Origin of the sequence: Pseudogemmobacter sp. W21_MBD1_M6 (assembly GCF_052119585.1) — a bacterium.
Taxonomy (GTDB): domain Bacteria; phylum Pseudomonadota; class Alphaproteobacteria; order Rhodobacterales; family Rhodobacteraceae; genus JBGQOJ01.
In genome coordinates this window covers 687,545-701,917 of sequence record NZ_JBGQOJ010000001.1, presented here as the reverse complement: position 1 = coordinate 701,917, position 14,373 = coordinate 687,545, and the positions used below count along the sequence as shown (strand labels likewise).

Annotated in this window: 9 protein-coding genes; all 9 read left to right on the top strand. The window is 60.5% G+C overall.

The window, feature by feature from the left end; translation table 11 throughout:
* The first annotated feature begins 48 nt into the window (after positions 1-48).
* Positions 49-1,131: an ABC transporter permease gene (locus tag ACEN2R_RS03345; protein ID WP_442039162.1), complete on the top strand. Its 1,083-nt coding sequence runs from the start codon at positions 49-51 to the stop codon at positions 1,129-1,131.
* A 5-nt stretch (positions 1,132-1,136) separates the two neighbouring features.
* Complete coding sequence (locus tag ACEN2R_RS03340) at positions 1,137-2,807, top strand: ABC transporter ATP-binding protein (protein WP_442039160.1); 1,671 nt, start codon at positions 1,137-1,139, stop codon at positions 2,805-2,807.
* Positions 2,807-5,251 (top strand): nitrite reductase large subunit NirB, encoded by a 2,445-nt coding sequence (nirB, locus tag ACEN2R_RS03335; protein WP_442039495.1) that lies wholly within the window; start codon positions 2,807-2,809, stop codon positions 5,249-5,251. The genes ACEN2R_RS03340 and nirB overlap by 1 nt, the downstream gene beginning before the upstream one ends.
* Positions 5,248-5,583: a nitrite reductase small subunit NirD gene (nirD, locus tag ACEN2R_RS03330; protein ID WP_442039158.1), complete on the top strand. Its 336-nt coding sequence runs from the start codon at positions 5,248-5,250 to the stop codon at positions 5,581-5,583. Before nirB ends, nirD begins: the two co-directional genes overlap by 4 nt.
* Positions 5,580-8,186: a nitrate reductase gene (locus ACEN2R_RS03325; protein ID WP_442039156.1), complete on the top strand. Its 2,607-nt coding sequence runs from the start codon at positions 5,580-5,582 to the stop codon at positions 8,184-8,186. Before nirD ends, ACEN2R_RS03325 begins: the two co-directional genes overlap by 4 nt.
* Positions 8,183-9,157 (top strand): glycosyl transferase family protein, encoded by a 975-nt coding sequence (locus ACEN2R_RS03320; RefSeq protein WP_442039154.1) that lies wholly within the window; start codon positions 8,183-8,185, stop codon positions 9,155-9,157. The genes ACEN2R_RS03325 and ACEN2R_RS03320 overlap by 4 nt, the downstream gene beginning before the upstream one ends.
* 12 nt (positions 9,158-9,169) lie before the next feature.
* A complete protein-coding gene (gene cysG, locus ACEN2R_RS03315) occupies positions 9,170-10,591 on the top strand; it encodes a siroheme synthase CysG (RefSeq protein ID WP_442039152.1) in 1,422 nt (473 codons plus the stop codon).
* A gap of 494 nt (positions 10,592-11,085) precedes the next feature.
* Positions 11,086-12,360 (top strand): urea ABC transporter substrate-binding protein, encoded by a 1,275-nt coding sequence (gene urtA, locus ACEN2R_RS03310; protein WP_442039150.1) that lies wholly within the window; start codon positions 11,086-11,088, stop codon positions 12,358-12,360.
* 60 nt (positions 12,361-12,420) lie between these two features.
* The gene (gene urtB, locus ACEN2R_RS03305; RefSeq protein WP_442039148.1) at positions 12,421-14,373 is read left to right on the top strand and encodes an urea ABC transporter permease subunit UrtB; all 1,953 of its coding nucleotides are present in this window, start codon (positions 12,421-12,423) and stop codon (positions 14,371-14,373) included.

Genomic DNA, 14,373 nt, shown 5'->3' with positions numbered 1-14,373 from the left:
ATCGGCGGGCTGGCCCCTTTGCCAAATCCCCCATCCGAGGATATCCAAATGACCACCGTCGACCCCGATTTCGCAACGCAAGCGGCCAAGGATGCTCGCCGCGCCCGCTTGTTCACCCGCATCAACAAGGCCGACGCCTGGTTCAAAGTTTTTGGCATCGCCTGGATCACGCCGCTTCTGAAGGCAACGGCGGGCGACAATCCGCGGGCACAGCTGAAGGACATATGGCGCCTTTTGGGTGTGCCGATGATGTCTATCGCGGGCTTTCTGGCCCTGTGGTCGGTGCTGGCACCCACGGTCCAGACCTCTCTTGGTGCGATCCCCGGTCCTTTGGCCGTGTGGGAACAGGTTGAAAACCTGCATGCGGACGCCAATCGCGAGTGGGCGAAAAAGGCGGCGTTCATGGAACGTCAGGATGACCGCAACGCAAAGTTGGTTGCCGCCGGCAACGAAGATCAGGTGAAATTCCGCGAATTCACCGGCAAGCCGACGTATTACGACCAGATCTGGACCTCGATCAAAACCGTGTTTTTCGGCTTTCTGATCGGCACAGCCATTGCCGTTCCTCTGGGCATTGCCATGGGGCTTTCGCCAACGACCAACGCGGCATTCAATCCGTTGATCCAGATTTTCAAACCGGTCTCGCCGCTTGCCTGGCTGCCGATCGTCACGATGGTTGTATCGGCCACCTATGTCACCAACGACGGGATGTTTTCGAAATCCTTCCTGACCTCGGCCATCACCGTCACGCTTTGCTCTCTTTGGCCGACGCTGATCAACACCGCACTGGGCGTTGCCAGCATCGACAAGGATCTGGTGAACGTCGGCAAGGTTCTGAAACTGGGCACATGGACCAAGATCACCAAGCTGGTATTGCCCTCGGCCCTGCCGTTGATCTTTACCGGATTGCGTCTGTCTTTGGGCGTTGGCTGGATGGTGCTGATCGCCGCAGAAATGCTGGCGCAGAACCCCGGTCTGGGGAAATTCGTCTGGGACGAATTCCAGAACGGATCGTCGCAGTCGCTGGCAAAAATCATGGTCGCGGTTCTGACCATCGGCATCATCGGGTTCATGCTGGACCGCATGATGTTTGCGATCCAGTCGCTTTTCACCTTCTCGACGAACAGGTAGGCATCATGGATATTCTGGAACTTCAAGGCGCCTGCAAATCCTACGGGGTGGGCACAAATGTCTCTCATATCCTGAAGGGTATCGACCTGAAGGTCAAAGACGGCGAGTTCGTGGCCATTCTTGGCTTCTCTGGCACCGGCAAGACGACGCTAATCAATCTGATGGCCGGACTGGAGACGCCAGACAAAGGCGCCGCGCTGTTCAAGGGGCAGCCTATCACCGGGCCGGGGCCGGAACGCGGGCTGGTGTTTCAAAGCTATTCTCTGATGCCGTGGCTGACGGTGGCCGGCAATGTTGCGCTTGCGGTGAATTCGGTTTTTCCCGGATTGAGCCGGGCAGAGCGCGCGGCAAAGGTTGCGCATTACATCGGTATGGTTGGCCTGTCACATGCCGCAGACCGCCGCCCGTCTGAACTGTCGGGCGGGATGCGCCAGCGCGTCTCTGTCGCCCGCGCCCTTGCGATGGACCCGGAGGTTCTGCTGCTGGACGAGCCGCTTTCGGCGCTTGACGCCCTGACCCGCGCGAACCTGGCGGACGAGATCGAGGCGATCTGGGAGCAAGAGCGCAAGACGGTGGTTCTGATCACAAACGATGTGGACGAGGCCATTGTTCTGGCCGACCGCATTATCGCACTGAACCCCGATGGCACTCTTGGGGCGGAATTTACCGTCACTTTGTCACGCCCCCGCGACCGGACGGCGATGAACAGCGATGCGCGGTTCAAGACCTTGCGGGCAGAGGTCACCAAATATCTGATGGATGTCGGGATCGCGGCCAAAGTCGAAGAAACCCGCAGCCTGCCCAATGTCACAGCGATCCACTCGGTTCCTGCGGTTGTTGCCAAGGCGATGGAAGGCGGGCTGGAGGATCGGTATCTGGACTACAGCCAGCTGAACAAGGTCTACCCGACCCCGAAAGGGCCGCTGACGGTGGTCGAGAATTTCGACCTGAAACTGAAGAAGGGCGAGTTTGTAAGCCTGATCGGTCATTCAGGATGTGGCAAGTCAACTGTTCTGACGATGACGGCGGGATTGAACGAGATCAGCTCTGGCGCGATCAAACTGGACGGCACGCATATTCAGGGCGCCGACCCGGAACGTGCGGTTGTGTTCCAGTCGCCCAGCCTGTTCCCGTGGTTGACCGCCAAACAGAACGTCGCCATCGGCGTTGACCGCGTTTACCCGACGGCCAGTCAGGCGGAGCGTCAGGATGTGGTGGAATACTATCTGGAGCGCGTCGGGCTAGGTGATGCGATGGACAAACAGGCCGTCGATATGTCGAACGGCATGAAGCAGCGCGTCGGTATCGCACGGGCCTTTGCCCTGTCGCCCAAGCTGTTGCTGCTGGATGAACCATTCGGCATGCTGGACAGCCTGACCCGCTGGGAGCTGCAAGAGGTTCTGATGGAGGTCTGGTCGCGGACCAAGGTGACAACCGTTTGCGTCACCCATGACGTGGACGAGGCGATCTTGTTGGCCGACCGCGTGGTGATGATGACCAATGGCCCGCAGGCAACGATCGGCAAGATCGTCGATGTGAAACTGCCCCGCCCCCGCACCCGAAAGGCCCTGCTGGAACATCCGGACTACTACCACTACCGGCAGGAGGTGCTCGATTTTCTTGAGGAATATGAGCACGGAAAAGACCCCAAGACATCCAAGAAGGAGGCGGCATGATGGCGCAGAAACTTGTCATTGTCGGCGCGGGCATGGCCTCGGGCCGCGCGCTGGAGCATCTGCTGGAGGCGCAGGCCGATGCCTATGACGTCACGCTTTTCAATGCCGAACCGCGCGGCAACTACAACCGCCTGATGCTGTCGCCGGTTCTGTCGGGCGACAAGACCTACGCCGAGATCGTGACGCATGACGCAGAGTGGTACGAGGCCCATGGCGTCACCTGCCGGTTCGGTGAAAAGGTGATAAGCATCGACCGCGCCCGCAAGGTGGTCGTCGGCGAGAATGGCGAGGTTCCGTATGACAAGCTGTTGCTTGGCACCGGGTCCACCCCGTTCATGATCCCGCTGCCAGGCCATGATCTGGAAGGCGTCATCGCCTACCGCGATCTGGAAGACACCGAGCGGATGATGCAGCTTGGCGCGGTATCCGGCGCAAAGGCTGTGGTGATCGGTGGTGGCCTGCTGGGGCTGGAAGCCGCCGCAGGCATGGCCGCGCAGGGCGTCGATGTGACCGTTGTGCATATCATGGGTCACCTGATGGAACGTCAGTTGGACGAGGCCGCAGGATACCTGTTGCGCAAGGCGCTGGTGGATAAGGGTATTACCGTTCTGTGCAAGGCGAATTCACGGGAAATCCGTGGCGAGAACGGCAAGGTCCGCGCCTTGATGCTGGACGATGGCACCGAACTGCCCTGCGATCTGTTGGTTATGGCTGTCGGTATCCGCCCGCATGTGGCGCTGGCAAAGGCGGCTGATCTGGCCGTCGGGCGCGGTGTGCAAGTGGACGACGCAATGCAAACCTCTGACGCCGACATTCTGGCGCTGGGGGAATGCGTGGAACATGGCGGCGCGATCTTCGGCCTTGTTGCCCCGCTTTACGATCAGGCAAAGGTTGTGGCGAAAACCCTGCTGGGGCAGCCCGCAGCCTTTGTGAACAAAGAGGTGTCGACCAAGCTGAAAGTGACCGGATGCGATCTGTTTTCCGCCGGTGACTTTGCCGAAGGCGAGGGCCGCGAGGACATTGTGTTCCGCGATCCGGCCCGTGGCGTCTACAAGCGGCTGGTGCTGGAAAACAACCGTATCATCGGCGCGGTGATGTATGGCGACACCGCAGATGGCACATGGTTCTACAACCACATAAAGGATCGCACTGACATCAGCGAGATGCGCGATACCCTGATCTTTGGGCCCGCCTTTGCAGGAGGATCCCCCGTGGACCCTATGGCGGCCGTTGCAGCCTTACCGCGTGACGCGGAAATTTGTGGCTGTAACGGCATTTGCAAGGGAACAATCGTGGATGCCATCGGGGCGGGAGCCATCGATCTGGGCAAGGTGCGGGCCGTGACCAAGGCGTCGGGGTCGTGCGGCACATGCACGGGGCTGGTTGAACAGGTTCTTGCTGTCTCGTTGGGCGATGCCTATGCCGCGCCAGCGGCGCAGCCGATGTGCGGATGCACAGACCTGACCCACGAGGACGTGCGCCGCCTGATCAAGGCATCGGAACTGAAATCAATGCCGGGGGTCTGGCAGGAACTGGGGTGGAAGACATCCTGTGGGTGCCATTCCTGCCGCCCTGCGCTGAACTTCTACCTTCTGGCGGATTGGCCCGACGATTATGCCGATGACCCGCAGTCGCGATTTGTGAACGAGCGGAACCACGCGAACATCCAGAAGGACGGCACCTATTCCGTTGTGCCCCGCATGTGGGGCGGCATTACGAACGCCGCAGAATTGCGGGCGATTGCCGATGCTGCCGACAAATACAAAGTGCCGACAGTCAAGGTGACCGGCGGGCAGCGCATCGACCTTCTTGGCGTGAAAAAGGCCGATCTGCCGTATATATGGGCCGACCTGAACGCCGCTGGCATGGTGTCCGGCCATGCCTATGCCAAAGGCCTGCGCACCGTAAAAACCTGTGTGGGCACCGACCATTGCCGCTTTGGCACGCAGGACAGCACCGGCCTGGGCATCAAGCTGGAACAGCGCCTGTGGGGCTCGTGGACGCCGCATAAGGTCAAGCTGGCTGTCTCTGGGTGTCCGCGCAACTGCGCCGAGGCAACCTGCAAGGATGTCGGTATCATCTGCGTCGACAGCGGTTTTGAAATCGGGGTTGGCGGTGCGGCAGGCATGGACCTGAAAGAAATCCAGCCGCTGGCGAAAGTCGCGACAGAGGCCGAGGCGATAGAGCTGACAGTGGCCTTTGTGCAGCTATACCGCGAACATGCCAAATACCTTGACCGCCCCTATAAATGGCTTGCGAAAGTCGGGTTGGACTGGGTGCGGGCGCAGATCGTGGCAGACAAGGCGCAGCGCGCGGCATTGGTCGCAAGGTTCGACCATTCGCAAACCATTTATCAAATCGATCCTTGGGATGCGCTGTCCAGCGCCGAGGCAAAACGTGCCTTCGCCCCCTTGGCAGACCTGACACTGGAGGCTGCAGAATGAGCAATTGGATCGACATCGGATCGCTGGGCGAAATCCCGTTGCGCGGCGCGCGTGTGGTCAAAACCGTTCTTGGGTGCGTTGCGGTGTTTCGCACCGCCGAGGATGAGGTCTTTGCCATTGACGATTCCTGTCCGCACAAGGGCGGGCCGTTGTCCGAAGGGATTGTGCATGGAAAGGCCGTGACCTGCCCGCTGCACAACTGGGTCTTCTCGCTGGAAACCGGTATGGCGCAGGGCGCAGACGAGGGTGGCGTCGCCAGCTATGCCGCGCGGGTCGAGGCAGGCCGTATCCTGTTGGACGCGTCGCGCATGGCAAAGCGTAACGCCGCATGACACAGGTTCGGACCACATGCCCCTACTGCGGAGTTGGTTGCGGGGTGCTTGCCACGGCACAAGCTGTGCAGGGTGATCCGGATCATCCGGCGAACAGGGGACGTTTGTGTTCCAAGGGATCGGCGCTTGCCGAAACAACTGATCTGGACGGGCGTTTGCTGCATCCGGTGATCAACGGCGAACCGGCTGACTGGGACAGCGCGCTTGATCTTGTCGCGTCGACGTTCAGTCGGGCCATTGCCGAACACGGGCCTGACAGCGTTGCGTTTTATGTGTCAGGTCAGTTGCTGACCGAAGACTACTATGTTGCCAACAAACTGATGAAGGGCTTCATCGGGTCTGCCAATATAGACACCAACTCGCGGCTTTGCATGGCGTCATCGGTTGCCGGTCATAAACGGGCCTTCGGGGCCGATACGGTGCCGGGTCAATACGAGGATCTCGAGCAGGCGGATGTTATCACGCTTGTCGGGTCCAATCTGGCGTGGTGCCATCCGGTTCTGTATCAGCGCATCGTCGCTGCCAAGAAACGGAACCCCGCGCTGAAGGTCATCAACATCGACCCGCGCCGCACGGCGACCAGTGATCTGGCGGATATTCACCTTTCCATCCGGCCCGATGGCGACGCGGCCTTGTTCAACGCAGTGCTGGCGCGGATCGCAGATCGGGGCGCGGTCAATAAGGCCTATGTCGCCGCCCATGTCAGCGGGTTCGACGCCGCCCTGCAAGCGGCACACGCCAGCAATCCTGTGGACAGCGGGCTAAGCCGCGCCGAGATCGACGCGTTTTGCGATCTTTGGATCGGGGCGGAAAAGGTTGTTACGATCTATTCCCAAGGGGTCAATCAGTCTGTTTGCGGCACAGATAAAGTGAACGCGATCATCAATTGCCACCTTGCGACGGGCCGCATCGGCAAACCGGGGATGGGCCCGTTTTCCGTGACCGGCCAGCCCAACGCAATGGGTGGGCGCGAGGTTGGCGGACTGGCTAATATGCTTGCGTGCCATCTGGATATCGAGAACGCCGAACACCGCGACGCGGTTCAGGCCGCGTGGCGCGCGCCCACAATGGCGACGCAATCGGGGCTGAAGGCCGTCGATCTGTTTCAGGCCTGCGCGTCGGGGAAAATAAAGGCGCTTTGGGTGATTTCGACCAATCCCGCCGTCAGCATGCCGGACGCAGACGCCGTTGCTCGCGCGATTTCCAACGTGCCCTTCACCGTCGTCAGCGACGTGATGGCGCGGACCGACACCGGCGATCTGGCGCATGTGCTTTTGCCAGCCGCCGCCTGGGGCGAGAAATCCGGCACTGTCACAAACTCCGAACGGTGCATCAGTCGGCAACGGCCATTCATGGCGATGCCTGACGGAACGCGGGCTGACTGGCAGATCATCTGTGATGTCGCGGCGCGCATGGGGTGGAAAGAGGCGTTCGATTACACCTCTCCGGCGCAGATATTTCGCGAGTATGCGGCCCTGTCCGGCGTTGCCGCGCAGTTCGGGCGTGACTTTGACATCAGCGGCCTGTCGGGCCTGACCGACACAGCCTATGACGACCTGCGCCCGACGGTCTGGCCCGTTCCAAAGGCAGGACACCAAGGCGGCAGGTTCTTTGCCAATGGTGGATACTATCACACGGATGGTCGGGCGCGGATGCTGCCGATTGTGCCGCCCGCTGTGCAAAAACAGGCCGAATTTCCGTATCGCCTGAATTCGGGTCGGGTGCGCGACCATTGGCACACCATGACGCGCACCGGAAAATCCGCGCGCCTTAGCCAGCATATTGCAGAACCGTTTGTCGAGATGCACCCCGAGGATGCCCTGGCCAACGGGTTGCACGATGCGGAACTGGCAGAGCTGACCAGCCCATCGGGGCGCGGTGTCTTTCGGGTGCTGATCACAACACGCGCCCAAAGGGGCAGCGTCTTTGTGCCGATGCATTGGACGCGCGCCATCGCGCCTGCGGGCTTGTCGAATGCCATGGTTGCGCCTGTCGTTGATCCCGTTTCGGGGCAACCGGCGCTAAAGGGCGGCTTTGTAGCAATCTCTCGGTTCAAAGTGGGGTGGTATGGGTTTGCGGCCTCGACGGCGGTGATGGAACCGACGCGCCCGTTCGCAGCGATCGCCAAAACAAGAACCGGCTGGCAGGCCGAGGTTGCAGGATGCAAACTGCCCAAAGACTGGGAGTCCGAGGCGCGAACCGTCCTGAACCTTTCGGGGGGAACCGCCAGCGTTTTGTCAGACCCTGTGCGAGGAACCGCGCGTGTGGCCATTCACGATGGCGTAATCTTGCAGGGCGTGTTTTTTGCATCCGCTGGCCCGACTGCGGTCGCGCGCAGCTATGTGGTATCGCTGATAGGCACTTCGGCTGACGCGCTGTCAGCGCTTGCGGGGCGTCCGGGCATTGATCAACCGGATTGCGGGGCGGTTGTGTGTTCCTGCTTCAACGTCGGCGTCAACACCTTGCGGACAGCGATTTCAAAAGGCGCGTCGGATCTCGACAGCATCGGGAAAAGGCTGAATGCGGGAACCAACTGCGGGTCGTGCCGCCCCGAAATTCAGGCGCTGATTTCTGCGTCGTTGCAATCGATGGCGGCGGAATGACCCTTGCGCCTTATGTCCGCATTCTTGGGGTCGGGCCGGGTCGATCCCGGTCGTTGACGCAAGACGAGGCGCAAGCGGCGATGTCGATCATCCTGTCGGGAGAGGCCGAGCCAGAGGCGGTTGGTGCTCTTCTTATGCTGATGCGTTATCGCGGAGAGACAGCAGACGAAGTGGCCGGTTTCGTGCAGGCGCTGCGTCAGGGTATGCCGGAGTGGGCGGATATCGGTGCGCAGCTTGACTGGCCAAGCTATGCGGCGGGCCGAACGCGCGGTCATCCGTGGTTTCTGCTGTCCGCCAAATTGGTCGCGCAGGCGGGGGTTCCGGTGCTCCTCCATGGTTGGAATTCGCACCAGACCCTTACCGCCTCTGTGCGGGGGGCCTTGCCCGGTCTGGGCATCGGGGTGGCCGGGACCGCGTCAGAGGCGGCGCAGCATCTGCACGAAGGCAAGATCTGCTATGCGCCGCTGGATGCCCTGTCTCCCAAGGCGCTTGGGCTATTGCGGCTGCGGGAAAAACTGGGGCTTAGGTCGATTGTGAATACCTGCCTGCGGATGCTGAACCCTGCCGGTGCAATGGCCACGGTTCAGGGTGTGTTTCATCCGTCCTATCGCGGCTTGCAACACCAGGCGGCGGGTCTGATCGGGCAGGGTAATCAGCTTGTCATCAAGGGTGCAGGCGGCGAGTTCGAGCGCGTGCCGAACAAGAATGTGACGCTGTTCGGTCTGCGCGCCGGACAGCCCTTTACCGAAACCGCGCCTGCGTTGTGCGAAGAGGTGTTCCGCCTGTCCGAGATCGGGTCTGACCCTGTTTCGCTTTGGTCGGGCGTCACGTCTGACCCCGAGGCGATCGCCTGTGTCACCGGAACGGCAGCCCTGGCGCTGCTTATCGCGGGGCAGGCACCTGATCTGGTCACCGGGCAAACGATTGCCGAAGATCTGTGGACGCGGCGTGACCGTGCACTTGCAGCCTGAAAGGACTGACGCATGAAAACTTTTCCGATGTTTCTGACCATGACGGATCGTCGCGTTGTGATCGCAGGCGGAGGCGAGCAGGCCGCCCAGAAATGCCGCCTGATGCTGAAGACCGAGGCACGGGTCGTCATCGTCGCGACAGAGCTTGAAGACGAGCTTGCCGGGCTGGTCGCCGCGCAGCGGATCGACTGGTATCGTGACCGTCCTACCGTTGGTATTTTTGCGGATACCGCGTTGGTTTTCATCGCGACAGGGTGCAAAGGTGCGGATGCGGCGTTGCATGCGTTGGCGAAAGTCGCGGGGGCATTGATAAATGTTGTAGATCAGCCGGCCCTTTGTGACGCCCTTACCCCGTCGATCGTGGACCGTGACCCGGTGGTCGTGGCAATCGGAACCGAAGGCACGGCCCCCGTTCTGGCCCGCCAGATCAAGACCCGCATCGAGGAATCCCTGGAGCCGCGCCTTGGTGATCTGGCAGCACTTGCCGGGCGGCTGCGCACGTCGGCGGCGCAACGAATGACGCCCGCCAACCGGCGGTCGCTTTGGCGGTGGGTGTTCAGCGGCGCACCCAGACTGTCACATGCGACAGGGCAGGAACGGGACGCCGCCCGCCAGATAAAACAGGCGATAGAGGCTGGGCGCGCCCCTCTGGACGACGCCGGGTTGGTGTCTTTGGTCGGGGCCGGGCCGGGCAGCCGGGATTTGATCACGTTGCGCGGGGTCCAGCGCTTGCAAGAGGCCGATATCATTTTTTACGACCGTCTGATCGACGACGGCATTCTGGAACTGGCGCGCCGGGACGCAGAGCGTGTCTATGTCGGCAAAACCCCCGGAACGACCGCTTGGCCACAAGACCGGATCAACGCGCTTCTGGTGTTGGCGGCGCGGCAGGGCAAGCGCGTCGTGCGTTTGAAATGCGGCGATCCGGGTGTCTTCGGACGCGGCGCAGAGGAAGCCGCCGCCCTGGCCGAGGCCGGTTTCGCGGTAGAGATTGTTCCGGGCGTGACCGCAGCAGCGGGTGCCGCGGCAAGCATTGGCCAGTTTTTGACGACGCGCGGGCAGACAGACACGCTGGTTCTGACAACGGGCACCTGTCGCGCCGGGGATGCGGCCCCCGATTGGGGGCAATACCTTAGGCCGGGAACCACGCTGGCCCTTTATATGGGGGTCGGAAATGCAGCCGGAATTGCGCAGAACTTGCGGAACGCCGGCGTGGCTGGGAATACGGTAGTAGAGGTTGTCGGGTCTGCCTGCACGCCTGATCAGGTGCAACTTTCGACGACGGTTCTGAACATGGCGTCCGATATCAAGCGGGCGAAGGTGTCAAACCCGGCGATGATCCTGATCCGTTCGCCAAAGGTCTCTGGCGTCGCTTGTGTGCGCCTTGACGGCGGGGCGGTTGTGGATGTTGCGAAGGCACCTTTTGCCGCGTAATTTTTGAACTCTGCCCGGACAGATCGCACACGCTTAAGGCGAAGCGGTGATTTTTCGTGCGGTCAGGCGAATACTGCGCATTCGGCTTACCCTTGGCAAGACTCCTGCCCTAGCATCATCCAAACCTGTCCGGCTGCATCCATCTCCCCCCGGGGGCAGGGGTGCGCGGTGACGTAAGGGCATATCATAGGGGCTATTTTTTGAGCGCGCGCGTGTGAAGCGCCTAAGAAATAGACAACGCGCTGCCGCCGACACGAAATTCACGCGTTCAAGATTGTGTGAATGCTGCAATGCGGCGTTGCTGTAGTTGCTTTGGGGGCGAACGTTACCTTCGGGTAACATCGTTCAAGGGTGTGTGACGGCCAGGCTGACGTGGAAATCCGAAAGGCCGCCACACTGTTTGCAACACTAATGCTGCACGGAATGATTTAGGGCCGATCCACGGTATGCGCAATATCGGGACGCTTTTGGACATTCCTGCTTGGAGGACATCCATGACCATCAGAAACACCATTTTCGCGACGCTTGCCTTCGGCTGCGCTGCGCTGCCCGCTGCCGCTCAGGACACCATCAAGGTTGGTGTTCTACACTCTTTGTCCGGAACGATGGCGATTTCGGAAACCACGCTGAAAGACACGATGTTGATGCTGATCGACGAGCAGAACGCCAAGGGCGGTTTGCTTGGAAAGCAGTTGGAAGCCGTGGTTGTCGACCCCGCCTCTGACTGGCCGCTGTTTGCGGAAAAGGCGCGCGAACTGTTGACCGTGCAGAACGTCGACGTGATCTTTGGCAACTGGACATCGGTATCGCGCAAATCCGTGCTGCCGGTGATCGAAGAACTGAACGGCCTGTTGTTCTACCCGGTTCAGTATGAAGGCGAGGAAAGCTCCAGGAACGTGTTCTACACCGGCGCTGCCCCGAACCAGCAGGCGATCCCCGCGACCGACTATTTCCTTGACGAACTGGGTGTCGAAAAGTTTGCGTTGCTGGGCACCGACTATGTCTATCCGCGCACAACAAACAAAATCCTCGAGCAATATCTGAAAGACAAAGGCATCGCCGAAAGCGATATTTTTGTGAACTACACGCCCTTCGGCCATTCTGACTGGTCGAAAATCGTGGCTGATGTTGTTGCGCTTGGTGCGGACGGCAAAAAGGTCGGCGTGATTTCTACGATCAACGGCGACGCGAACATCGGTTTCTACAAGGAACTCGCTGCCGCAGGTGTGTCCGCCGATGACATCCCTGTCGTCGCCTTTTCTGTTGGCGAGGAAGAACTGTCCGGTCTGGATACCTCGAACCTTGTTGGCCACCTTGCCGCATGGAACTACTTCATGTCCGCCGACACGCCGGAAAACAAAACGTTCATCGACAAATGGCACGCTTTTGCCGGACCCGCGCGTGTAACCAACGACCCGATGGAAGCGCACTATATCGGTTTCAACATGTGGGTGAACGCCGTGACGGCAGCCGGCACAACCGATGTCGACGTCGTTCGTGATGCGATGTATGGCCAGACGTTCCCGAACCTGACCGGTGGCACTGCTGAAATGCTGGTGAACCACCACCTTGGCAAGCCGGTCCTGATCGGTGAAATCCGGGCGGATGGCCAGTTCGACATCATCAGTAAGACCGCAGAGGTTCCCGGCGACGCCTGGACAGACTTCCTGCCGGAATCGGCTGTGCTGGAAAGCGATTGGAAGACCCTTGGCTGCGGTATGTACAACACCGAAACCAAATCCTGCGTTCAGATCAAATCCAACTATTGATCGTTGCATCCCGAAGGGGGGCATCCGCGCCCCCCTTTTCCTCTTGCCAATTGGACGCCCATGTTTCGCATCATCTTTGCCAGTGTCGCGCTGCTGTGTCTGACGACATCCCTGTTCGCCCAGGCCCGCGACCTTCAAGCCGTTTTGCAGGACAATCGCAGCGCTGTTGAAAGCGCCTCTCGCAAGACGATTGACCCCTTGCTTGACGCCCTTTTGGAAAGCGCCCTGCCAGAGGTTCCCGTATTTCTTGAGAGATGGCGCGAGAAAGACGTGTGGCAGCGCAAATCCGATGGCCGGTTCTTTTTCATACGCAAGGGGGCGGGCGCCGACCTGACGCTTGTCGATCTTTCGACGGGGGCCGAGGTGGGGCAGGCCGCCAGTTCCGACCTGAACCAGCTAAAGCCCAACAGTGGTGTGCGCGGTGTGATCGGTGCTGCCCTTGTGCAGTTCCAACTGTCCGATCCCGATCCCGCGCGCCGCCTTGATGCGCTTGCCGCAATCGAGCGTGACCCGCAAGCCTCGCATCTGGCCGCCCTGCGCCGTGCGATCAACGCCGAACCCGACGCGCCGCTTCTGGCCCGCAAATCCCGGCTGGAGCGTTTGCTGACCATCCGTTTCGATCCGGATCCGGCAGCGAGGGTCGCGGCGATCGAAAGTTTTCACGGCGATCTTGCGATTGATGTGCGTGCGGCCTTGAACCCGATCCTTGCGACAAGGCTTCAGGGTGCGGTCTCGCTTCCCGATGGGGCAAATATCGCGCGACAGATCAAACCCGGGTCTGTGGCCCTGCCCGACGATGCAGCCTACACGCTTTTGGTTGCAGGGCAGTTGGTGCCGCCATTGGTCACCGCTGCGGACCAGAAGGCGGTTCTGATTGCCAATATCAAGGAGGGTCAGGTTGCCGGTGTTCCTGTGGCCGACCTTGGCACGCAGGATGCCCGTGACGCGGCCTATATCAGGCTTGCCGTAAATGGCACGGTGCCGCCCTTGGTGACGAAAACCCGAAAACAGGACATCCTTGGCCAGCATGTTTTCTTTGAAACCTACGCCGAACCGGTGCCTGCCGTGACTAATGCCGCCACGGCGGCGCTGCGGTCTATCGACACCATCGTCGGGCTGAACCGCGCTGCCGATCTGGCACTTGACGGGCTGTCACTCGCCTCGATCTACTTTCTTGCGGCGATCGGCCTTGCCATCACCTTTGGCGTCATGGGGGTCATCAACATGGCCCATGGCGAGTTTATCATGATGGGCGCCTATACAGGCTATGTCGTGCAGCAGTTCATCCCGAACTATACGGTGTCCATTCTGGTGGCGCTGCCGCTGGCCTTTGCCGTCACCTTTGCCGCGGGTGTCGCGATGGAGCGTCTGGTGATCCGTCATCTGTACAACCGTCCGCTTGAAACGCTTCTGGCGACCTTCGGTATCTCTATCGCGCTGCAACAACTTGCCAAGAATATCTTTGGCACACAGGCGCGGCCGCTGACATCGCCCGCCTGGCTGGACGGGGCGTGGGTGCTGAATGATATCGTGTCGATCAGCTATATCCGCATTGCGATTTTCGTGCTTGCGCTGATGTTCCTGTCGCTATTGCTATTCATCCTGAAACGCACCCGTCTTGGGCTAGAGGTGCGCGCGGTGACCCAGAACCCCCGTATGGCGGCGTCGATGGGCATTAACCCAGACAAGATCAACATGCTGACCTTTGGCCTTGGGTCCGGCATTGCGGGCATCGCCGGTGTCGCCATCGGTCTGTTCGCCAAAGTCACGTCAGAGCTGGGGTCGGACTACATCGTTCAAAGCTTTATGACCGTGGTTGTCGGAGGGGTCGGCAACATCTGGGCCACGCTTGCGGGCGCATCCTTGATCGGGTTCCTGCAAAAGGGGATCGAGTTCATGAACCCCAGCAACACGCTGGCCGCGCAAACCTACATGATCGTCTTCATCATCGTTTTCATCCAGTTCCGGCCAAAGGGTATCATTGCCCTCAAGGGCCGCGCGGCGGGGGATTGA